This window comes from Pseudoalteromonas sp. TAE56 (genome assembly GCF_000497955.1).
In the GTDB taxonomy this organism is placed as follows: Bacteria; Pseudomonadota; Gammaproteobacteria; order Enterobacterales; family Alteromonadaceae; genus Pseudoalteromonas.
The window spans coordinates 98,704-118,915 of record NZ_AUTN01000163.1 but is presented as its reverse complement, the minus strand read 5'-3'; the positions used below and the strand labels follow the sequence as shown (position 1 = coordinate 118,915).

At 39.3% G+C, this 20,212-nt stretch carries 23 protein-coding genes and 2 pseudogenes; 14 read left to right on the top strand and 11 right to left on the bottom strand.

Features of this window, described 5'->3' with window-relative positions:
* Window positions 1-38: 38 nt before the first annotated feature.
* From L656_RS0121715 to L656_RS0121690, 6 genes are all read right to left on the bottom strand, one after another.
* On the bottom strand, window positions 39-1,025 hold the full coding sequence (locus tag L656_RS0121715) for an IS110 family transposase (RefSeq protein WP_024599051.1): 987 nt from the start codon (window positions 1,023-1,025) through the stop codon (window positions 39-41).
* Window positions 1,026-1,366: 341 nt separating this feature from the next.
* Window positions 1,367-2,188: a hypothetical protein gene (locus L656_RS0121710; protein ID WP_024600776.1), complete on the bottom strand. Its 822-nt coding sequence runs from the start codon at window positions 2,186-2,188 to the stop codon at window positions 1,367-1,369.
* 31 nt (window positions 2,189-2,219) lie between these two features.
* Entirely contained in the window at window positions 2,220-2,411 is a 192-nt protein-coding gene (locus L656_RS0121705; RefSeq protein WP_024600775.1) for a hypothetical protein, read from the bottom strand.
* A gap of 399 nt (window positions 2,412-2,810) precedes the next feature.
* A complete protein-coding gene (locus L656_RS0121700) occupies window positions 2,811-3,434 on the bottom strand; it encodes a hypothetical protein (RefSeq protein ID WP_024600774.1) in 624 nt (207 codons plus the stop codon).
* A complete protein-coding gene (locus L656_RS0121695) occupies window positions 3,421-3,999 on the bottom strand; it encodes a sigma-70 family RNA polymerase sigma factor (RefSeq protein ID WP_024600773.1) in 579 nt (192 codons plus the stop codon). Before L656_RS0121695 ends, L656_RS0121700 begins: the two co-directional genes overlap by 14 nt.
* Before the next feature lie 14 nt (window positions 4,000-4,013).
* A complete protein-coding gene (locus tag L656_RS0121690) occupies window positions 4,014-4,649 on the bottom strand; it encodes an energy transducer TonB (RefSeq protein WP_024600772.1) in 636 nt (211 codons plus the stop codon).
* Window positions 4,650-4,804: 155 nt separating this feature from the next.
* Between L656_RS0121690 and L656_RS01000000122545 the strand changes: the two are divergent.
* The 3 genes and pseudogenes from L656_RS01000000122545 to L656_RS0121675 form a co-directional block, all read left to right on the top strand.
* Window positions 4,805-5,243 (top strand): annotated as a pseudogene (locus L656_RS01000000122545) (DUF3087 family protein); the annotation flags it as partial.
* 106 nt (window positions 5,244-5,349) lie between these two features.
* Window positions 5,350-5,799: a low molecular weight protein-tyrosine-phosphatase gene (locus tag L656_RS0121680; RefSeq protein WP_024600771.1), complete on the top strand. Its 450-nt coding sequence runs from the start codon at window positions 5,350-5,352 to the stop codon at window positions 5,797-5,799.
* A gap of 99 nt (window positions 5,800-5,898) precedes the next feature.
* Window positions 5,899-6,408 (top strand): hypothetical protein, encoded by a 510-nt coding sequence (locus tag L656_RS0121675; protein WP_024600770.1) that lies wholly within the window; start codon window positions 5,899-5,901, stop codon window positions 6,406-6,408.
* Between the two features lie 67 nt (window positions 6,409-6,475).
* Here L656_RS0121675 and L656_RS1000000123640 read toward each other — a convergent pair.
* Together L656_RS1000000123640 and L656_RS0121665 are read right to left on the bottom strand one after the other, a co-directional pair.
* Window positions 6,476-6,580 (bottom strand): annotated as a pseudogene (locus tag L656_RS1000000123640) (hypothetical protein); the annotation flags it as partial.
* A gap of 107 nt (window positions 6,581-6,687) precedes the next feature.
* Window positions 6,688-7,800, bottom strand: coding sequence for an energy transducer TonB (locus tag L656_RS0121665; protein ID WP_024600769.1), 1,113 nt, complete (start codon window positions 7,798-7,800; stop codon window positions 6,688-6,690).
* Between the two features lie 251 nt (window positions 7,801-8,051).
* On the opposite strand from L656_RS0121665, the gene L656_RS0121660 reads away from it, so the two are divergent.
* The 6 genes from L656_RS0121660 to csrA all read left to right on the top strand — a co-directional run bounded on the left by L656_RS0121660 (window position 8,052) and on the right by csrA (window position 14,124).
* A complete protein-coding gene (locus tag L656_RS0121660) occupies window positions 8,052-8,675 on the top strand; it encodes a GTP cyclohydrolase II (protein WP_024600768.1) in 624 nt (207 codons plus the stop codon).
* Window positions 8,676-8,756: 81 nt separating this feature from the next.
* Entirely contained in the window at window positions 8,757-9,545 is a 789-nt protein-coding gene (locus L656_RS0121655) for a BPSS1780 family membrane protein (protein ID WP_024600767.1), read from the top strand.
* Window positions 9,545-9,997, top strand: coding sequence for a regulatory protein RecX (locus tag L656_RS0121650; RefSeq protein WP_024600766.1), 453 nt, complete (start codon window positions 9,545-9,547; stop codon window positions 9,995-9,997). Before L656_RS0121655 ends, L656_RS0121650 begins: the two co-directional genes overlap by 1 nt.
* 19 nt (window positions 9,998-10,016) lie before the next feature.
* Window positions 10,017-12,617 (top strand): alanine--tRNA ligase, encoded by a 2,601-nt coding sequence (gene alaS / locus L656_RS0121645; protein WP_024600765.1) that lies wholly within the window; start codon window positions 10,017-10,019, stop codon window positions 12,615-12,617.
* Window positions 12,618-12,623: 6 nt separating this feature from the next.
* A complete protein-coding gene (locus L656_RS0121640) occupies window positions 12,624-13,841 on the top strand; it encodes an aspartate kinase (protein ID WP_007583808.1) in 1,218 nt (405 codons plus the stop codon).
* 91 nt (window positions 13,842-13,932) lie between these two features.
* Window positions 13,933-14,124 (top strand): carbon storage regulator CsrA, encoded by a 192-nt coding sequence (gene csrA / locus L656_RS0121635; protein WP_004587515.1) that lies wholly within the window; start codon window positions 13,933-13,935, stop codon window positions 14,122-14,124.
* A 49-nt stretch (window positions 14,125-14,173) separates the two neighbouring features.
* Here the strand turns inward: csrA and L656_RS0121630 are convergent, their stop codons facing one another.
* The 3 genes from L656_RS0121630 to L656_RS1000000122930 all read right to left on the bottom strand — a co-directional run bounded on the left by L656_RS0121630 (window position 14,174) and on the right by L656_RS1000000122930 (window position 15,195).
* Window positions 14,174-14,641 (bottom strand): YcxB family protein, encoded by a 468-nt coding sequence (locus L656_RS0121630; protein WP_007583811.1) that lies wholly within the window; start codon window positions 14,639-14,641, stop codon window positions 14,174-14,176.
* 132 nt (window positions 14,642-14,773) lie between these two features.
* The gene (locus L656_RS0121625) at window positions 14,774-14,965 is read right to left on the bottom strand and encodes a hypothetical protein (protein ID WP_007378921.1); all 192 of its coding nucleotides are present in this window, start codon (window positions 14,963-14,965) and stop codon (window positions 14,774-14,776) included.
* A 56-nt stretch (window positions 14,966-15,021) separates the two neighbouring features.
* Window positions 15,022-15,195: a DUF1328 domain-containing protein gene (locus tag L656_RS1000000122930; protein WP_002961939.1), complete on the bottom strand. Its 174-nt coding sequence runs from the start codon at window positions 15,193-15,195 to the stop codon at window positions 15,022-15,024.
* Window positions 15,196-15,714: 519 nt separating this feature from the next.
* On the opposite strand from L656_RS1000000122930, the gene L656_RS0121615 reads away from it, so the two are divergent.
* The 5 genes from L656_RS0121615 (at window position 15,715) to L656_RS1000000123310 (ending at window position 20,191) form a co-directional block, all read left to right on the top strand.
* On the top strand, window positions 15,715-15,957 hold the full coding sequence (locus L656_RS0121615) for an OadG family protein (RefSeq protein WP_024600764.1): 243 nt from the start codon (window positions 15,715-15,717) through the stop codon (window positions 15,955-15,957).
* 11 nt (window positions 15,958-15,968) lie between these two features.
* Window positions 15,969-17,750 carry a sodium-extruding oxaloacetate decarboxylase subunit alpha gene (gene oadA / locus L656_RS0121610; RefSeq protein ID WP_024600763.1) on the top strand — a complete coding sequence of 594 codons (1,782 nt, stop codon included), beginning with the start codon at window positions 15,969-15,971 and terminating at the stop codon, window positions 17,748-17,750.
* Between the two features lie 13 nt (window positions 17,751-17,763).
* Complete coding sequence (locus L656_RS0121605; protein WP_002961942.1) at window positions 17,764-18,894, top strand: sodium ion-translocating decarboxylase subunit beta; 1,131 nt, start codon at window positions 17,764-17,766, stop codon at window positions 18,892-18,894.
* 135 nt (window positions 18,895-19,029) lie between these two features.
* Entirely contained in the window at window positions 19,030-20,001 is a 972-nt protein-coding gene (locus L656_RS0121595) for an aldo/keto reductase (RefSeq protein ID WP_024600762.1), read from the top strand.
* A 13-nt stretch (window positions 20,002-20,014) separates the two neighbouring features.
* Complete coding sequence (locus L656_RS1000000123310; RefSeq protein ID WP_170072950.1) at window positions 20,015-20,191, top strand: hypothetical protein; 177 nt, start codon at window positions 20,015-20,017, stop codon at window positions 20,189-20,191.
* Window positions 20,192-20,212: the final 21 nt, after the last annotated feature.

The following is a 20,212-nucleotide window of genomic DNA, read 5'->3' as shown; positions in this document are numbered from 1 at the left end:
CGTAGATACCATCTCTTCTAATCAGCCTCAAGCTTTCTTTAAATAGCTTGGGGCTGATATTCAGTTTGATTCTTCACAACACCAAAACAGATATGTGTCAGCTTTCTCATTGCAGCACCAATTGCCTGCATTTTTGTTTTACCTTGCTCCACTAATCGCTTATTTTGGGCTTTTATATCTGGATTATGTTGTACAGCTACTACAGCAGCCATATACAATTTAGCCCTTATATACCCAGGCCCTTCTTTGCTTAAGGTTGTTTTTCCAGCCCGTTTGCCTGACTCATTAAGCTTAGGTATTAAGCCTAAGTAACAAGCTAATTGCTTGGCATTTTTAAACTGTTTACATGCCATCAAGGACACCATCATACGTGATATTACCTCTCCAACACCTTTGATACTTTGAAGCAATTGGCGGTTCTTTTTTAATTGTGGGTGTCTATCAATATGCTCATCAATGTCATTTTTTAGCTTACCCATCTCAGTTTTTAGTACAGCTATCATATCTTCAATTGACTGAGTAACTCGAGTAGATGCACCTGAGAAACCAACAGCTTCATAACGATTTTCTTCGCGACGTAAGTCTTGCTCAAGTGCTTCAAGTCTACGCGTCATTACTTTTAACTCTCTCGCTTCAACAGGCTCAGGCTGCCAACTTAAAAGTGAGTGCTGTTGGTCATGACCATAACGAGCAAGCATTGTGGCGTCTGACTTGTCTGTCTTATGGACAAGCCCTAATGAACTTGCGTACTGTTTTGCTTTACCAGGATTTACATGTAATAAAATAAATCCTTGCTCATATAGGAAATACATCAGCGGCTCGCTATAAACACCTGTGGGCTCTGTTGTAATAACAATATCTTGTGCTTCTAAATTTGTATTCTTTATCAACCAGGCAACTAACTCTTGATAGCCCTTCGGGTTATTTTTAAAAATCTTCGTTTTCTTTTTACTTTTGACTACATCGCGTAGCCAGGAAATATCTAACTTTTCTTTACCCACATCAATGCCAATAAAAGCTTTCATCTCTATCTACTCCCCTTGTACATGCAGCGTCACCCTTAGTTGGGGCGCTAGGATACCATTCAGTTTAATGGAGGTTAGGAAGTCAGGGCTCAATCTACGTCACAGCATTTTCACACTCTGGTTGGGTACGAGCTCACTGTCTTCCGATGTGACAAGTGCTAGCTAAACACTCATCAAGAAGAGATACAAGGTTGGGTTGAGTGACACGAAACCCAACAGATCGCTAATGCAAAGAGCACAGCCAAAGCTAGTTATATGTGGTGTTTGTTGTAGGCGCATAGCTTGCTGGTGCGTCGGGTGTTAGCCTGCACTTAAGCGGAGCTTAGTTATTAATAAATTTACTAATCTAGATTTATAAAAGACTGTATTTTGTCTTTTATGCTTACCATTTTCTTAGGATGTTCGTATTTACGGAATAAATCTCGTCGTTCAAAATCATGAAGATTGGCATGAATTATTTCTCTTATGGGCAAAGTAATATAAAACTTATCAAATTTATCATTACTTAGATTTGACTCAATCTCTCTAAAAACTGGTTCGTAATGTGTAACTATCTCTAATCTTAATTCTGCTTCACATCTATAACCACTTTTAAGAGGAATAATAATTATATCATTTAGGTGTCCAGCACCCTCAGCGATGATGCCTATGTACACTTTCTTATTTGACATGGTAAATGCAACAGGTAAGCCATGTTCCCAGCTCTTAAAGCATATAGAGGTGAACTCAGGTGACTCGTCTGTATTTGCTATTTTCTTAAAAGCGGCTCGTTTTACATCTGATTTACTCTGCTTTGTGAGCTTAACTGCCAGTGTCATTAAGAACTTAGGTAAAGTTAGTGTAAGTAACAGGGCAATAATTGATATTTGTGTAAAGTGTAAACACCAGATAGGAATATACATATTTGGTAAAATATCATGAGAAATTTCACTTAATATATATGTTATTGGAATGCTCCAAAAACCTGCGTCAGACCAGCATATTGAGATCCAAAAAATGATTGACGAAAATATGAATATTCCACCGCCAAAACCTGCAGAGCTTAAAAAAGTATGATAGCCATTAGATTTACTAAATTTGATCGTTGTAAGATGACAGTTTTTACAAAAAATATAACCAACAACTGACATTAACAAGATAAGCAATACTGTAGGTTTAATCATAAAGTCCTTTTATACAGGTATAAAAAAAGAGCTAAATAGCTCTTTTTTCCTCACTTCGTATCGATGCTATTTGTCTTTGCATCGCTTCACTTTCTTTAAGTGATTTTAAATCAATTTTGAAGGAGTTATTATTTCCAATATTAAATTTGATTTCATCATTCTTACTTTCTTCAATACCTGGAGCAAGAATGCTAATAAGAGCTTTTCTTAATTTACCAAACATAAAGCCTCCTTTATTTGATATTAAGAATACATTTATACAAATGTTTATTTATTTAAATGTTTACCGTGTAATAAATATAACTGACGGTAACGTCAGTTACAACAAAATCACAGCTTAGAATTGCCGAAAGTCGTTTATAATAGGCGTATATTGAGATGTATCGTACGTTAGCTCTTCATAGAATATTTAGTTATATGCACTCGTTATTTGAGTAAATAAATATAATTTCAATACTAACCTAATGCATATTTAATACTTATCGTCTAGGCTAACTAAGCTAAATTATTATCTATTAACTTAAATTTTAAGCAATCTAATCGATAAATTGTACTTCACAATAACTATTTTTTATAAGGTAATAGCTACTGAAATAGAGTTGAATGTTGAATTGTTAGCTCCCTAAGCCCCACACTGCCTAACCCCATTACCCGCATGTTTAAGCGCAATAATTTGCCCTTTGCCGTTATGTGCCATAGCGAGCATATCACCGGTATTTATATTACTTTCTACCGCGTGTTTGCCTTTTAAATCACTCAACAGCGAATGCTTAATTTGCACTAGCACCTCGTCATTACAGCTGGCTATGTACCAGTCGTTATCTACCTTCACTAGAGTGCCGTATTCTATGTGGCGTTGTTGGTGGCGGCGTAAATCGTTAGCTAATTGGCTATCGAGTGCGTGTTTTTGCTCTGTAAAGGTGCTTGCGTAGCTACCAGCTTGATTTATTTCATGTGTTTTAATAAATGAATAGTCGTGAATGTCTATAGTGTTAAATACGCTGTTAAGTACGGTTTTAGGCTCTGTATTTATTACGTTGTTATTATCAAACACAATAAAGGCGAACACACCCAGTGCGCAGGCAAGGCTGGTTAGCTGTAGCGTAAAGCCGAACTTTTTAGGCTTTGTGTGCGTGGCCTTTTTAAGTAGCGCTTTTTGTTGATCGCTTGTAAGTGTAGTTCGCGTTTTTCGCTCTTTGTAGTGTTGTGTGAGCTTTTGATCAAACGGCTCATCAGGCTTGTTCATTGTTTGCTCCTAATAAACGCTTAAGGTTTTGCTTGGCGTAGCGCAGCCTTGTTTTAATGGTCTCAAGGCTGCTTTGCGTTATAAGTTCTATGTCGGCGAGCGAAAAGCCTTCTTGTTGCAACGTTATTGCTTCGCGCTGTACAAAGCTGAGTTGTTTTAGGGCGGCGTCGAACGCGTCATAACTTATGTTTGAGCTGCCTATAGTTAAGCCACTTTCGTTTTTATCATTTTGTGCTGCTAAATGCGTATTTTCGTCAAGTTCTACAAAGTGCTGTTGCTTGCGGTATTCGTCAATGAGTGTATTGCGGGCAAGTTTAAATAGCCACGCTTTGGGTGTGGTTTGCGCTTGGTAAAGGTGGCGTTTTTCGATTACTTTTAGCCATGTTTGTTGGCTTACGTCGTATGCTAAATGCGTATTAGATTGCGTAACAAGGTAGTGGTATAAGTCGTTACTGTAGAGAGCAATAAGCTGCTCTAAGTAACGATTGTCACCACTTTTTGCGTAACTTGCCATGCAGTCCTTGCTTGGCGTTTCAAATAACCATGACTTAATACTTAGTAGCATAGGCGTTTAGTCCGTTAAATAGAGTTATCTAATTTAAAATCGAGCTGTACAGTTTGACCTGTTTGTAATTGTGCCACACCTTCAATTACTTTGGGGCGATATTTCCAGCGTTTAATAGCTCTTATTGCTTCGCGATCAAAGGTACGTTTTGGCTCGGCGTTAATAACTACTGGGTCGATTACCTCCCCCGTTGGCGAAATGCTAAAGCTTAGTTGCACCCAACCTTCAATGCCATCGCGCGCTGCTGTGGTTGGGTATTTAGGGTTTATGCGCACTATGGGTGTTGCATCCCCTGTTGGGCGATTAATGGTGTTGTTAATGTCGCCACCAAAATCGTCAATCGTAACTGGCGTAAAGTCGCTAATTGCCAACACAGGATCCGCTGATGTATCAAGCGGTGGAGCTTTTTGCGGCACTTTAGGCATAGGTGGTGGCGGCTGTATTTTTTGTATATGCCTTACTTTTGAATCCTCAGGCGCTTGAAAAATCTCTACTATAATATCGCCCCCTGGTTTAGCCGGTGCGCGTTGCTCGCCACTTATTAAATATTGCATAAACGCAAAAGCTGCAAAGGTCATCGCGGCGCCGCCAATAACGGCAGTCGATGTTTTAATAAATACTGGGTTGTTAGGTACTTCAAGTGTGTGCATAAGCCGCTCCAAATTTTATTGACCACTACAATTAGGGTGTTTTCAAAGCTATAACGGGTGGCAAATCAAAAAGGGGTGAAATAATTTTATAAAAAATGTGGGGTTTAGTTACAATAGCCATTCGCAAATATTAAAACTTAACTTTTTAGGCTGTTATGCAACTCATTGAAATAAATAAAGCGCGTTACCGTAAACATTTAAACCGTGTTATTGCTGGATGTGGTATTGGTTTGGCTGTAGGCAGCTTGGCTATATCGCAAACGTTGATTGCTTTATTTCCTGATGAAAGTGGCAGNCAGCCACTTTCATTGGAACTTAATAGGTGTTGCTATTACAAGCCTTGGGCTTGCGTGGTTACTTAATAAATACCGTACACATAGCTTTATGACAGAAGTTGTTTATGTGTGGGAGCTTAAAAAAGCACTTAATAAAATAACCCGTAAAATGGCTAAGTTAAAAGCCGCTGGCCGTGAAGGCAATGCCGATGCGTTATTAGCAATTCATTATAGCTACGCGGGCTCTCGGTTATTGTGGCAGCTAGACGATAACCTAATCACTATGGACGATTTAGCCATTAAACAAGCTGAGCTTGAATCTGTTGCTGCGCAACATAACGTAACGCTTAATGTTGAAGATTACGACGCAAGTATTTTAAAACAGTTTTAAAACATAGGTTTTTAAATTAGTTAGAGGAGCCTTAATGAAAAAAGTACTCATAGTGTGTTTAGGTAATATTTGTCGCTCGCCAACCGCAGAGGCGGTATTAAAAGCCCGAGCTAAAAAGCTAGGTGTTAACGTTAAAGTTGATTCGGCGGGGACTATTGGTTACCACGAAGGTAAAACGCCTGATAGTCGCTCAATGGCAGCAGGGGAGAAGCGCGGTTACAGCTTTAAGGGTATTTATTCACGTAAAGTACGTACAAGCGACTTTACTGAGTTTGATTTAATTTTAGCGGCCGATACGCAAAATTTAGCTGATTTAAAAGCCCAATGCCCTGAGCATCTACAGTACAAATTAGCGTTGTTTTTAGAGTTTGGTGAACAGAGCGTTAGTGCGATTCCCGATCCTTATTACGGCGGCGATGATGGCTTTGAAAATGTGCTCGATTTAATTGAAGCGGCTAGCGATAAAATACTCGCTAAAATTTAATTCCTATTTTATTACTAAAGCTAAATTTAACGAGCTTTTTGTCGTATTGCAGAGTGTTCCTAAAGTAAGTACATTTTATGCTTACTCAAAGGGAACTTTATGAAAATAAAAATATTACTACTGACTTTATCTATCACTTCTTGTTCTACTTTTGCTAACGATGTTAGTTTTTCGATTGGGGGTGGCTACCCTTACTTAGTTATTCCTGAAGTGTCTTTATCGGCTAACGACGACACACAACGCTGGTATGCAAACTATAAACTAGGCCTTGATGATGGATTTTCTGCCGGTTTTGAACAAGCAGTAAGCGATAATAAAAAGCATGCATTTGGCGTACTTGTGGGCGCTATTGGCGCAAGAGATACAGACCAAGAGTGTGAAAGTTCAACAAATGATGTAGCAACTGACTTTGCTAATACGCTAGGTTGTGTAATTGGCGGTATTTTTGATGAAGAAACAACAAACGGCATAGGGCTTACGTACAGTTATAACTTTAACGGGTTGAACAGTGCGGGTTTTAGATTAGAGCTAGATGTGGGCTATGGTAAAGCAAGCGACAGCAACGAAAAAAGAGCCGATGGCGGTATTAGCGTAAGTTACGAATTTTAACTACGTAGAATTTGTATTAGTTGGCATTAAAAAAGGCGCTTAAAGCGCCTTTTTTAATGAGCCGCTTTTAGTGGCGGTTAATTTTAAAGTCGAGCTGGACCTGAGAAATAGCGCTAACGGGTTTGCCGTTTTCAAACTTTGGCGCGTAACGCCATTGCTCAACGGCTGCTTGGGCTGACTTTTCATAATAATCCCTATTAACTTTTAAATTAAAATTAGGTTGACGTAATTACAATCGTTTTCTTATTAATATAATTTTTGACTGAATGGTAAAACTACTTAAAGCCGTTCAAAATAAAGTTCAGCTTGAGTTGTTGCATTTACAGGTTTTCCATTTTTAAACTTTGGAGCGTAACGCCATTGTTTAACAGCGGCTATCGCTGATTTTTCAAACGCTTTAGAACCTTCAGAACTAATAACCTTAGGATTTTTCACAAAGCCATGGGTATCAACAGTAATCTCTAATATAACTATTACATGACTTTTATATTCACCGCGAGGGTATATAGGCTCGGTTATGTAGAGTGGATTTTGCTCTGAGGTATTTTTCCAGTGCGTATTTTTAGCAAAGGCTAAGGCGTGTTTAGTCGCTTTATCGCTTTCATCTTGTTTTTCATATAGCTGAACTAAGCCAGCATGCGCATTAAGCTCAAAGCTTTGATCTAAATTTTTATATTTATCAAATAAGCCAACTATACGGTTTAGCCTTTTAGTTGCTTTGTCGTAATCTTTACGGCCACTCTCAAATGAAACCATTAAAAAGTCAGACTTTATACGCTCTACTGCATTATCAGGTAGTTGGGCTTGGTAATATTTATCTGCATCTTGAGCGTATATTTTCGCTAAAGAATATTCGCTATGGCTAAACCCATAAAGTAATGTTTCTGCAGCTTCAAATTGCATATTGGCGACAAGGCCTGGGTTATTTTGTAATTCAGCGATTTTAATGAGTTGCTTAAAGTTTTTGACTGCGGTATCTGATTTATTCGTATGAGTGGCTTTGGCTAGTAGCGTATCCATAGTCTCTATTGAGTTTTCACCATAGTTTTTAACTAAAATACGGTAGGCCTGTGAATACAAATCAAACCGTTTCTTTTCATTGCCATTCCCTATAACCATAATGTTCTTTGCAGTATAATTATTGATGGCTTTGGCGTAGTTAATAGCAAGATTCGCCATTTCATTGCTATTTTCTCCATATAGAGCGAGCCCTTTTTGATAGGCAAGTTGTGCTTCTTTTTCAGCTTGTTCTTTGGCTGCAACAAATGCTGAGTCAGTTTCTTCGGCGTTTGCAGATACAACTTGAATGCTATTTACTTGGTTTGCGAAAGTGCAGTTAGCAAAGGCTAATAAGCTTAATCCTATCGATATGGCGAGCTGTTGGTGCTTCATAATAATCCCTATTATTTATTAGCCCATGAAATTACCAAAACTATCAAGGCTTGTCATTATTTTAGGTAAATTAAAGTAAACAAGCGAGGTTGTAATATTCGGGTTATTAATTGCTTAACAATCATTGAAAATAACGCCTGTCGTCGCCATATATTTGCCATAAACAGTCTTGTACTACGGTGTATTTATCCTATTTTGTGATATTATCACTTTATTGTCGTGTCGTAGTTATTTAAATATTTGGATTTGTCGTGGCGCAAGTAAGAGCAAGAGTCCAGCTTAATGTTGGCAGAAATAGTGATATCCCTGCAGAAATAATCTCATTTACTGATTTAAAAGATGGCAAAGAACATATTGCTATGGTGTTTAACAACGCTGATATAGAGCAAGATGTACCGCTTATTCGTATGCATTCTGAGTGTTTAACGGGTGATGTATTTTACTCATCGCGTTGCGATTGCGGCGAGCAGCTAAATGAATGTATTGAAATGATGCACGAAAAAGGCGGTATTTTATTGTATTTACGCCAAGAAGGTCGTGGCATTGGTTTATACAACAAAATTGATGCTTACGTATTGCAATCGCAAGGTATGAACACCTACGAAGCTAATAATCATTTAGGCTTTGCTGATGATTTACGTGATTTTTCGGATGCGGTATTAATGCTCAATGCGCTTAATTTAAGCCACGTTAAATTAATGACCAATAATCCTAAAAAGCTTAACGCATTAAAAGACGCCGGTATTAATGTTGACTCGGTTGTGGGCACGCATGCGCACATTAAAGCGGGTGTTGCGGGTAATAAATCGTACCTAGAAACAAAAATTAAGCATGGCGCGCATATGTTAGATATTAAGAAAATTAAAAAACCTTAATCATTTAATTACGTTTCGTCTATTAATACCCCCTCACGCCAAGTTATACTTGGCGTGTTTCGTTTTAAATTAAGAGCAAGTATGTCTACACAATTACGAATTTTTAAAGCCGATGCAGGGCTAAAGTGGTTAAAAGCCGGATGGCTTATTTTTAAAACCCAGCCAGCAACCTTTATTTTTATGCATTTATTTATTGGCATTGTAGGGCTGCTGTCTTTATTTTTACCTTTACTGCAAGTGGTAGCAGCGCTAGCTACGCCATTTTTAACCGCAGGGTTTTATCAAGCGGTGCTTAGTAAGCAGCAGGGCGGAAAAATTATGCTGGCCGATATTCTCAAGCCATTTACGGCAAAAGGGAATCGCTTAGGGTTATTGCGTTTAGCACTTTACCAAATGGGTGCGGGCATTTTAATGGCATTACTTGCTAATGGCTTATTTGCCGATGCAGTGGCTGTTATGAGCCAACCAGGGCTTGATCCAAACGTAGCACTTGAACAAATGCTTGATAGTATTTCGGGCGCGAATGTAATTTTATTTTTTATGGCAATGCTAATTTATTTAACGGCATTTGCGTACGCTGTACCGCTTGTTTATTTTAGTAAAGAAACACGTATTTTAACGGCACTTAAAAAATCGTTAATGGTGTTTTATCATAACATTTTGCCACTTGGCGTTTTTGGCCTCATTTGCGCATTATTTATGGCGCTTTCGATGTTCTTATCGTTCTTACCACTGTTGATTTTAATGCCGATTTGCTACATTAGCTTTTTTGTATCTTATCAAGCCATTTTTATGCCTGTTGTACCACCAAGTGACGACATTAATGTTAAGCCACTTAGCAGTGAAACAAGCGGACGTTTTGACGCTTAATGGATGATAAATTAAAGCAAAAACTAAAAAACTATGTACTTTGGTTACTAGGGCGCCAAGAATATTCGCGTCGTGAGTTAACGCTTAAGCTACAGCAAAAAGAAGCCACAGAAGAGTTTATTGAAACGCTGCTTGATTGGTGCGAAAAGCATAATTTTATTAACGAGCAACGATACTGTGAAGGCTTTGTAAGAAAACACATATTTAAATGCCACGGGCTTAAGCGAATACAAAGCGAAGCTATGGGCAAAGGGATTGATCGTTCGCTACTTGAAATGGTAGTTGAAGAGCTTGAAGTAGATTGGTTTGAGCTTGCGCAGGATGCGTACAATAAAAAATATTCGAATACACCGCCAGATCTCGATTACAAAGATAAAGCTAAGCGCGTGCGCTACTTAATGTATCGGGGTTTTAGCTACGATGAAATTAATTTTGCAATGCAAGCACAGTAAATACAGGTGAGACTTTCAAATGCAGCACATGACTACCGCACAAATTAGGCAACAGTTTTTAGACTTTTTTGCCAGCAAGCAACATCAAGTTGTACCTTCAAGCTCGCTTATACCGGGTAACGATGCCACGTTGTTATTTAACAATGCCGGTATGGTGCAATTTAAAGATGTATTTTTAGGCGCAGAAAGCCGCCCTTATACACGTGCGACTAGCTCGCAGCGTTGTGTACGTGCTGGCGGTAAGCATAACGATTTAGAAAACGTAGGCTACACTGCTCGCCACCATACATTTTTTGAAATGTTAGGTAACTTCAGTTTTGGTGATTACTTTAAGCAAGAAGCTATTAAGTTTGCATGGGAGTTTTTAACTGAAGAAGTAAAACTACCAAAAGAAAAACTTTTAGTAACTATTTACCACGATGACGAAGAAGCATTTGAGTACTGGTCAAAAGACATTGGCTTAAGTGAAGATCGTATTATTCGTATTGCGACCTCAGACAACTTTTGGTCTATGGGCGATACCGGTCCGTGCGGTCCGTGTTCTGAAATATTTTATGACCATGGTGAACACATTTGGGGCGGACCTCCGGGCTCTCCAGAGGAAGACGGCGACCGTTTCATTGAAATTTGGAACTTGGTATTTATGCAGTACAACCGTCAAAGCGACGGTACTATGCTGCCACTGCCTAAGCAATCTGTTGATACGGGAATGGGCCTTGAGCGTATTTCTGCTATTTTGCAGGGCGTGCATTCAAACTACGAAATCGATTTATTCCAAGGCTTAATTGCCGCTGCTGCAAGTGTTACTAACGCGCAAGATATGGACGACAAGTCACTACGTGTAGTGGCGGATCATATTCGTTCGTGTGCGTTTTTAATCTCAGACGGTGTTATGCCATCTAACGAAGGCCGTGGTTATGTACTACGCCGCATTATTCGTCGTGCTGTGCGCCACGGTAATAAGTTAGGTGCACAAGGTTCGTTTTTCTATAAATTAGTTGCTGCGCTAATTGAGCAAATGGGTCAAGCGTATCCTGAGCTTGCTAAGCAACAAGAAATTATTGAAAAAGTATTACGCATTGAAGAAGAACAGTTTGGTAAAACACTTGAGCGTGGCTTAGCTATTTTAGAAGAAAGCTTAAGCGACCTTAAAGGCGATATTATACCAGGCGACTTAGTATTTAAGCTTTACGATACGTACGGTTTTCCAGCTGATTTAACGGCCGATGTTGCGCGTGAGCGCCAGATGACGATTGATCATCAAGGCTTTGAAGAGTGTATGGCTGTACAACGTAAAACAGCGCAACAAGCGGGTAAATTTGGTGCTGATTACAATGACCAATTAAAATCAGATAAACACACTGACTTTAAAGGTTACGACAGTACGCACCACAGTGCGACAGTGGTTGAAATTTTTGCCGGTGGCGAAGCTGTACAGTTATTAGAAGATGGTCAACAAGGTATTATAGTACTTGACCGCACACCGTTTTACGCAGAATCTGGCGGTCAAACGGGTGATACGGGTACTATTACAGTTGCGGGTGGCGAATTTAATGTTACTAATACCACTAAGCTTGGTAATGCTTTTGCTCACCACGGTACTGTACAAGGTCGTATTGGTGTTAACGATAAAGTGGACGCCACTATTGATGATACGCGTCGCGATAGCATTAAGAAAAACCACACAGCTACGCATATTTTACACGAAGCACTACGCCAACTATTAGGCGATCATGTAGGCCAAAAAGGCTCACTTGTTCAGCCAGAACGTTTACGTTTTGACTTTTCGCATTTTGAAGCAGTTACTAAAGATGAGCTACGTGAAATTGAGCGTGTAGTTAATGACGAAATTCGTCGTAACTTTGCACTTAATACTGAGCTTATGGCTATTGATGATGCTAAAGCGAAAGGTGCTATGGCATTGTTTGGCGAAAAGTACGATGACGAAGTACGTGTAGTTACTATTGGCGACTACTCTATTGAGCTTTGTGGCGGTACTCACGTTGAGCGCGCTGGCGATATTGGTTTATTCAAAATTGTATCTGAAAGTGGTATTGCCGCAGGTGTTCGCCGTATTGAGGCCGTAACCGGTGCAGATGCTGTAGCGTACGTTAGCGAGCAAGAGCAACAACTTAGCGATGTTGCAGCTTTAGTTAAAGGCGATAGCGCATCGGTACTTGAAAAAGTTACTGCGCTTCTTGAAAAATCAAAGAGCCTTGAAAAGCAAATTGCACAACTTAGCGATAAGCTCGCAAGTGCAGCGGGCGCGTCTTTACTTGATTCGATTGTTGAAATTAATGGCGTTAAGCTGTTAGTTGCAAACGTTGAAGGTACTGAATCTAAAGCGCTTCGCGGTATGGTTGATGACCTTAAAAACAAGATTGGCTCAGGTGTTATTGCACTGGGTGTTGCCAGTGGCGACAAAGTAAGCCTAATTGCCGGTGTAACTAAAGACTTAACAGGCAAAGTAAAAGCCGGTGAGTTAGTTAACCATATGGCAGGTCAAGTAGGTGGTAAAGGTGGCGGTCGTCCAGATATGGCACAAGCTGGTGGTAGTGAGCCACAAAACCTTGCTGCTGCACTAGATAGCGTTACAGCTTGGTTAACTGAGCGTACTTAAGCCTAAGTGGCGCTTATTGTTCAAAAATTCGGTGGCACTTCGGTCGGCTCAATAGAGCGAATTGAAGCGGTCGCTGACCTTGTTGTTAAAACCAGACAACAAGGACATCAAGTGGTTGTGGTTCTCTCTGCTATGTCGGGAGAAACCAACCGCTTAATTAACCTCGCCAAACAAATTGATACTCGCCCGAGTAGCCGTGAACTAGATGTACTTATTAGCACCGGAGAGCAGGTTTCTGTATCACTGCTTGCTATGGCTATTATCAAACGTGGTCATTCAGCTGTAAGCTTATTAGCCGATCAAGTCAATATTCTAACCGACAACATGTTTGGTAAAGCTCGTATTGCTGAGGTTGCTGCTACGCGCTTAAAGCATGAGCTTGAGCATAATCGCATTGCTATTATTGCTGGGTTTCAGGGGCGTGATATTGAGGGCAATATTACAACGCTTGGACGCGGCGGCACCGATACATCGGCTGTAGAAATAGCAGCGGCTATAAAAGCCGACGAATGCCAGATCTATACAGACGTTGACGGCGTATATACTACAGATCCTCGTGTTGAACCTAACGCGCGCAGAATGAGCCAAGTTACTTTTGCCGAAATGCTGGAGCTGGCAAGTTTAGGCGCAAAAGTTTTGCATATTCGCTCGGTAGAAGCTGCAGGTAGACACAATGTGCCACTTAGGGTGCTTTCTAGTTTTAATCCTGATGAAGGCACATTAATAAGTTTTGAGGAGAACGATATGCCAAGCAAGGTGGTATCGGGGATTGCGTTTAATCGTGACGAATGTTTAATTAAAGTAGATGGTGTGCCAAGCGGTACGCAATATCTTTCAAAAATATTGAAACTTTTTGCTGATAATGGCATCGAAATAGATATGATTAATCAAGTTAATCATATCTTTGAAAAAATAGACTATGCTTTTACTGTGCACTCGAATGATTATCTGCAAGCACTTGAATTATTGAGCGAAGATCAAGCTCAACTCAGTGCTCAAAATATAAGCGGATTACCAACAGTCGCTAAAGTGTCTGCTGTTGGAATGGGTATGAAATCGCATTCTGGTGTAGCAAGTTTATTTTTTGATGCATTAGCGCAGGAAAATATTAATGTGGTTTTAGTCTCGACTTCGGAGATTAAAATTTCAGTTTTAATAGATGAAAAGTACCTAGAGTTGGCTGTTCGTGCATTACACAAAGCATTTTTAACAGAAAATGGATAGATTGAGAGTTTTTACTTACTTTTCAGTCTAATTTTCATTAGTATGTTTAAGCGGAATCTTATAATTTTTATTGGAACATGGGAGCAAGAGAATGCTAATACTAACTCGTAGAGTAGGTGAAACCCTAATGATTGGTGACGAAGTAACAGTTACTGTTCTAGGTGTTAAAGGAAATCAAGTTCGAATCGGTGTTAATGCACCAAAAGACGTATCAGTGCATCGTGAAGAGATTTACATGCGCATACAAGCTGAAAAGTCGAACCCTAATCCGGGCAATGCTTAATCAACACGTATACGTAGCTGAGTAATTAACTCAACTAGTCAAAAGCCACTCACTGAGTGGCTTTTTTGTTTATAAAAGCGAGTGTTTCTGGGGTTAATATTTGTTTTGAAATATACTGCATGCCGCTTTTATTTTTAATAATAATACCTTGCTGCGTATCTATTACTTCGCTTATGTCTTGCCAAGTTAGCTGAAAGCTTTTGTAATGATTAGCCGATTTAATACCTTCTTCATCAAAGGTAAGTGTTACTTCTGAGCCTGATGCTCTGCTGAGCATTTGTCTGGTTACCCACCAAGGTCTGCGATAGTAAAAAGCGACGCACTCTAGTACACCTAGCATGATCATAAACGATCCTAAGTAATGATCGTTTAAAACATAAATGCCAAATAAACCAAGCGCAACCAGTAGTACAAGTAAAAAGTACTTAGGTTTGGCGCGTTTACTGTACGGGAGTGACTCATCAAAGCACTCATAAAAGTAGGGTTTATCTAGCGTGTAGGTTGTTGTAAATGCCATATTGCCTTGCTTTAAGTATCGTTTTTTTTATTTTAACAAGCTAACCGCTAAATGAGCAGCTTTATAGTCAGTGATTTTATTACAGACACAAAAAAACGGCCCTAAGGCCGTTTTTTAGCGATACAAGAAGAATTAACAGTTAGTTTCTTCAGCGTTTACGCCTTCTTTAACATTTTCACATGCATCTTCTACTTTGTTTTGCACGTCAGTTACTGCTTCATCAATACGTTCGCCTGCGTCTTCTGCATGGTTGTCTTCACAACCCATGATGAAAAAACTTGCGAATAGACCGATTAGTGCTGCTTTTACAGTTGTTGAATTCATAATGTAATTCCTTGTAAGTATTAATTGAATTTTAGTGTGTTAGTTGAATGCTTTATCTACCTGGGCGATTTACCACGTAGTGCACCTGAAACTAATGAAATCACTAACAGTACTAAAAAGATAAAAAATATAATTTTTGCTATACCAGCTGCGGCACCTGCGATGCCACCAAAACCTAACACTGCAGCGATTAAAGCAATAACTAAAAATGTAATTGTCCAGCGTAACATTGTTTTCTCCTTGGTTATCAAATTTGCTCATAATAACTAATGCCAGTTACATGCCAAAGTTTATTTTTGATTAATATCAGTGGCTTATGTTTTTTGGTTGTGTTTTTAGTTATTTGTTAGTTAGTAACTTTTACGCTTTGTTATGTAAGTTATTCACACTGTTACAAATTGCTGGCAAAAATCCACTGAGAATAAATTTTTTGGTAAGACCAATTAACAATTGGTACGTGTTTTTGTACTTATTATAAAGTTTGGTGTTTATTTTTATAAAGTTGAATAGTTAATTAACAACTTCTATATAACTATTAGCTATAGTCGTTATTTCCTACGTGTATTGTAGGGCGCATGGTTGCTGGGTTATGGCATGTAAATAAGTTGAGTGTTATGTTGTTTATAGTTTAATTGGTTTTACCAATTTACAAGATGTAGACAAAGCGACTAGTTTTGTTATCATCCAGTGAATAAATATTTAATTAAATCGATTTTTTATTTTCGATATGGGTTTCAAGGGGGAGAAAAATGGATATAGGTGCTCTACTCACAACGGCTGGTAGCTTAATGCTAACTGGTATGGTTGGGGTGTTTGTATTTCTGTCGATATTAATTGGTGCAGTAACGCTTATGTCTAATTTGGTGACGCGCTTTAGCGAACCAGAGGCATCACCAGTTAAATCACCGTCTTTTAAATCTCAAGGTGTGCCTAATGAGCACATCGCTGCTATTAGTGCTGCCATTGCTCAGTACAAATCAAATAACAAATAAGGGGCACACACATGGCTAAATTAAAATTAACAGAATTGGTATTACGCGATGCGCACCAATCATTGCTCGCAACACGTATGCGCCTAGACGATATGCTACCTATTGCTAGCAAGCTAGATGATGCAGGTTATTGGTCTATTGAATCGTGGGGCGGTGCTACATTTGATTCGTGTATTCGTTATTTAGGCGAAGATCCTTGGGAGCGTATTCGTGCGCTTAAAAAAGCGATGCCCAATACTAAACAGCAAATGCTATTACGCGGTCAAAACCTATTGGGTTACCGTCATTACGCTGATGACGTAGTTGAAAAATTTGTAGAGCGCGCACACAAAAATGGCGTTGACGTATTTCGTATATTCGATGCAATGAACGATGTACGCAATCTTGAAACAGCGATTAAAGCGGCTATAAAAGTAGGCGCACACGCTCAAGGTACTATTTCGTACACAGTTAGCCCTGTTCATACGCTTGAAATGTGGCTGACTCTTGCTAAGCAATTAGAAGATTTAGGTTGTCACTCAATTTGTATTAAAGATATGGCGGGTTTATTAAAGCCATACGATGCTGAAAAACTAATTAAAGCACTTAAAGAAACTGTATCGGTTCCTATTGCTATGCAGTGCCATGCTACAACGGGTTTAAGTACTGCGACTTATCAAAAAGCGATTGATGCAGGCATTGACATGCTTGATACCGCTATTTCATCTATGAGTATGACTTACGGACACACTGCTACTGAAACTATTGTATCGATAGTTGAAGGTACCGAGCGCGATACTGACCTTGATTTAAATCACCTTGAAGAAATTGCTGCTTACTTTAGAGATGTACGTAAAAAATATGCGGCATTTGAAGGTAGCTTAAAAGGGGTTGATGGTCGTATTTTACTAGCTCAAGTACCTGGTGGCATGCTTACAAACATGGAAAACCAACTTAAAGAGCAAGGCGCGGCAGATAAGCTTAATGAAGTTTTACTTGAGATCCCACGTGTACGTGAAGATCTTGGCTTTTTACCTTTAGTTACACCCACGTCGCAAATTGTAGGTACTCAAGCAGTACTTAACGTGCTTACGGGTGAGCGTTATAAAACAATTACTAAAGAAACTGCTGGCGTATTAAAAGGTGAATATGGCTTAACACCAGCACCAATGAATAAAGAGCTACAAGAGCGTGTGCTTGATGGAGCTGAGGTTATTACTTGTCGTCCTGCAGATAACATTGCACCAGAGCTTGCAACGCTTGAAGCTGAATTATTAAAAGAAGCGCAAGAGCAAGGTTTAACACTTGCTGATGATCAAATTGATGATGTACTAACTTATGCATTGTTTCCACAAGTTGGTTTGAAGTTTATTAAAAACCGCAATAACCCAGATGCATTCGAGCCAGTACCTTGTGTGGAAGATAAAAGCAGTAAAGCACCTTCTAAATCAGCTTCAAATAATAACGGCGTAAAAGCTGAGCAGTACAGCGTAAAAGTAGATGGTAAAGTTTACGACGTAGTAGTGGCGCAAGGTGGCGAACTTAAAGAAGTAACCTTAAAAGACTCTGAGCACATTCCCCAGTCGGCTTCGGTAGCATCAGGCGAAACGCTTAACGCACCTCTAGCCGGTAATATTTTTAAGATTAAAGTAAAAGCTGGGCAAGTTGTTAACGAAGGCGATGTAGTGATTATTATGGAAGCCATGAAAATGGAAACTGAAATACGCGCTATGCATACCGGAACAATTGCTGAAGTGTTAGTTGGTGAAGGCGATGCTGTAACTACCGGCGACGCTATGATTGCATTAGCTTAGGAGTAAATAGAGGATGGAAGGTATTTTAAACCTCTGGAATGCGACAGGCATTGCTAACTTTACAATCCCATCGTTAATTATGATTGCGGTAGGGTGTTTATTACTGTTTTTAGCGATAGCTAAAGGCTTTGAACCACTATTATTACTACCTATTGGTTTTGGTGCGATTTTAACAAATGTACCAGTGGCAGGTTTGTCAGACCCAGGTGGGCTTTTGTACTACGTTTATTATGTGGGTATTGATACGGGGATTTTTCCGTTATTGATATTTATGGGAGTAGGGGCGCTAACCGATTTTAGTGCGCTTATTGCTAATCCACGTATGTTGCTATTAGGTGCGGCTGCACAGTTTGGTATTTTTGCGACTCTGTTTGGCGCGATATTATTAAACTATGTGCCAGGCTTTGAGTTTACTTTACAGGATGCATCGGCTATTGCGATTATAGGTGGAGCAGATGGACCTACTGCAATATTTTTAGCGTCAAAACTGGCACCTGATTTACTTGGTGCAATAGCGGTAGCCGCATACTCATACATGGCACTTGTGCCAATTATTCAGCCGCCAATAATGCGTGCGTTAACAACTCCAGAAGAACGTAAAATAAAAATGCCAGAGCTTCGTAAAGTATCTAAAAAGGAAAAGATTATTTTCCCTCTTATGGTGCTTAGCTTAACGGCTATGTTTTTACCGGCTGCTATACCGCTGGTAGGTATGTTTTGTTTAGGTAACTTAATGCGAGAGTCAGGTGTTGTTGATAGATTAAGTAACAGTGCTCAAAACGAAATCATCAATGTTACAACTATATTTTTAGGCTTAGCTGTAGGCTCAAAGCTTGCTGCAGATAAGTTTTTAACTGTTGAGACGATTGGTATTTTAGTACTTGGCGCACTCGCGTTTGCAATTGGTACGGCATCTGGCGTATTTATGGCAAAAGGACTTAATCGCATATCTAAAACACCTATAAACCCATTAATAGGGGCGGCAGGTGTATCGGCTGTGCCAATGGCGGCACGAGTAGTAAACAAAGTAGGCCTTGAAAGTAATCCTCATAACTTTTTACTTATGCATGCAATGGGACCAAATGTTGCGGGCGTTCTTGGTAGTGCAGTTGCTGCGGGTATTTTATTAGCACTTGTTGGTTAAATTAATTTTAATCCAACCGATTAGCGCAGTTTACTGCGCTTTTTTTTGTTCTTAATTTCTTCGCCGCTAAATGGTTTCTTGTTCAGCGCTTTTTGTTTACAGTAACAGCTCTTCAAAATTTTAAGGATAGTTATCATGCTTCACACACCTTTAGCAAAGCACTTACCTCATGTTAGTAAACTTGTATTCGGATGCATGGGTCTGGGCGGCGGTTGGAATAAAGACGCAATTACTGATGCACATGTTAAGCAAACTCATGAATGTATAGATAATGCTATTGAAGGTGGCATTAACTTTTTTGACCATGCTGATATTTATACTTTTGGTAAAGCTGAGCAGGTTTTTGGTAAAGCATTAAGTGAGCGACCAGAGCTTAGAGAGCACATGTATATTCAATCTAAGTGTGGGATTCGTTTTGAAGATGACTTAGGACCAAAGCGCTATGATTTTTCGGCTAAGTGGATTGAGCAATCAGTTGAAGCATCCTTGAAGCGATTAAATACAGAGTATTTAGACGTACTTATGCTACATCGTCCTGATCCTCTCATGGAAGTTAACGAAATTGCTCGTATATTTAGTTACTTAAAAGAAAGCGGTAAAGTGCGCAATTTTGCAGTATCTAATATGCAGCAACACCAAATGAATTTTTTACAGCACGCACTTGATATGCCTATTGTGGCTAATCAAATTGAGGCTAGTTTGCAAAAGCATCAGTTTGTTGATGAAGGTGTATATGCCGGTAACAGTGACGGTAAAGATCTTAATTTTACACCAGGTAGTATTGAGTACTGTCGCCATTTTGAAATTCAAATTCAAAGCTGGGGCAGTTTATGCCAAGGTTTATACAGTGGTAGTGATTTATCAAACGCATCGCAGGCCGATATAAACACCAGTCTTTTAGTTAATAAACTGGCTGCACTTTATGATACTTCTGCTGAGGCGATTGTAATTGCATGGTTACTTCGCCATCCCGCATCTATTCAGCCTATTATTGGAACAACTAATGCCAAGCGTATTAAAGCCTCTTGTGATGCTGTCAACGTAGAGCTAACTCGTGAGCATTGGTATGCACTTTATGTCAGCGCTAAAGGGCATGAGCTACCATAAGTAGGGCGCTAATATGAATATATTCGTTATTTTAATTGGATTGTTTGTCGCGCTGGCGATACTCATTCCATTACTTGAAAAATATCAAAGTAAAATAGGGCTTGATGGCGCAACCAAATACAGTAAATATATTTGGCCGCTAGTGATGGTATCTTTAGTTATTCAGCTCATTTATGTATTAATGAATTGATGGTTTATAGCGTATACAAAA

Coding starts and splice junctions, on each gene's coding strand:
- alaS (WP_024600765.1), top strand. CDS start 10,017: ATGCAGCACATGACTACCGCACAAATTAGGCAACAGTTTTTAGACTTT.
- L656_RS0121715 (WP_024599051.1), bottom strand. CDS start 1,025: ATGAAAGCTTTTATTGGCATTGATGTGGGTAAAGAAAAGTTAGATATT.
- L656_RS1000000122930 (WP_002961939.1), bottom strand. CDS start 15,195: ATGTTACGCTGGACAATTACATTTTTAGTTATTGCTTTAATCGCTGCA.
- L656_RS0121700 (WP_024600774.1), bottom strand. CDS start 3,434: ATGAACAAGCCTGATGAGCCGTTTGATCAAAAGCTCACACAACACTAC.
- L656_RS0121655 (WP_024600767.1), top strand. CDS start 8,757: ATGTCTACACAATTACGAATTTTTAAAGCCGATGCAGGGCTAAAGTGG.
- L656_RS0121665 (WP_024600769.1), bottom strand. CDS start 7,800: ATGAAGCACCAACAGCTCGCCATATCGATAGGATTAAGCTTATTAGCC.
- L656_RS0121615 (WP_024600764.1), top strand. CDS start 15,715: ATGGATATAGGTGCTCTACTCACAACGGCTGGTAGCTTAATGCTAACT.
- L656_RS0121595 (WP_024600762.1), top strand. CDS start 19,030: ATGCTTCACACACCTTTAGCAAAGCACTTACCTCATGTTAGTAAACTT.
- oadA (WP_024600763.1), top strand. CDS start 15,969: ATGGCTAAATTAAAATTAACAGAATTGGTATTACGCGATGCGCACCAA.
- L656_RS0121605 (WP_002961942.1), top strand. CDS start 17,764: ATGGAAGGTATTTTAAACCTCTGGAATGCGACAGGCATTGCTAACTTT.
- L656_RS0121625 (WP_007378921.1), bottom strand. CDS start 14,965: ATGAATTCAACAACTGTAAAAGCAGCACTAATCGGTCTATTCGCAAGT.
- L656_RS0121675 (WP_024600770.1), top strand. CDS start 5,899: ATGAAAATAAAAATATTACTACTGACTTTATCTATCACTTCTTGTTCT.
- csrA (WP_004587515.1), top strand. CDS start 13,933: ATGCTAATACTAACTCGTAGAGTAGGTGAAACCCTAATGATTGGTGAC.
- L656_RS0121695 (WP_024600773.1), bottom strand. CDS start 3,999: ATGCTACTAAGTATTAAGTCATGGTTATTTGAAACGCCAAGCAAGGAC.
- L656_RS0121710 (WP_024600776.1), bottom strand. CDS start 2,188: ATGATTAAACCTACAGTATTGCTTATCTTGTTAATGTCAGTTGTTGGT.
- L656_RS0121650 (WP_024600766.1), top strand. CDS start 9,545: ATGGATGATAAATTAAAGCAAAAACTAAAAAACTATGTACTTTGGTTA.
- L656_RS0121680 (WP_024600771.1), top strand. CDS start 5,350: ATGAAAAAAGTACTCATAGTGTGTTTAGGTAATATTTGTCGCTCGCCA.
- L656_RS0121705 (WP_024600775.1), bottom strand. CDS start 2,411: ATGTTTGGTAAATTAAGAAAAGCTCTTATTAGCATTCTTGCTCCAGGT.
- L656_RS0121630 (WP_007583811.1), bottom strand. CDS start 14,641: ATGGCATTTACAACAACCTACACGCTAGATAAACCCTACTTTTATGAG.
- L656_RS0121690 (WP_024600772.1), bottom strand. CDS start 4,649: ATGCACACACTTGAAGTACCTAACAACCCAGTATTTATTAAAACATCG.
- L656_RS1000000123310 (WP_170072950.1), top strand. CDS start 20,015: ATGAATATATTCGTTATTTTAATTGGATTGTTTGTCGCGCTGGCGATA.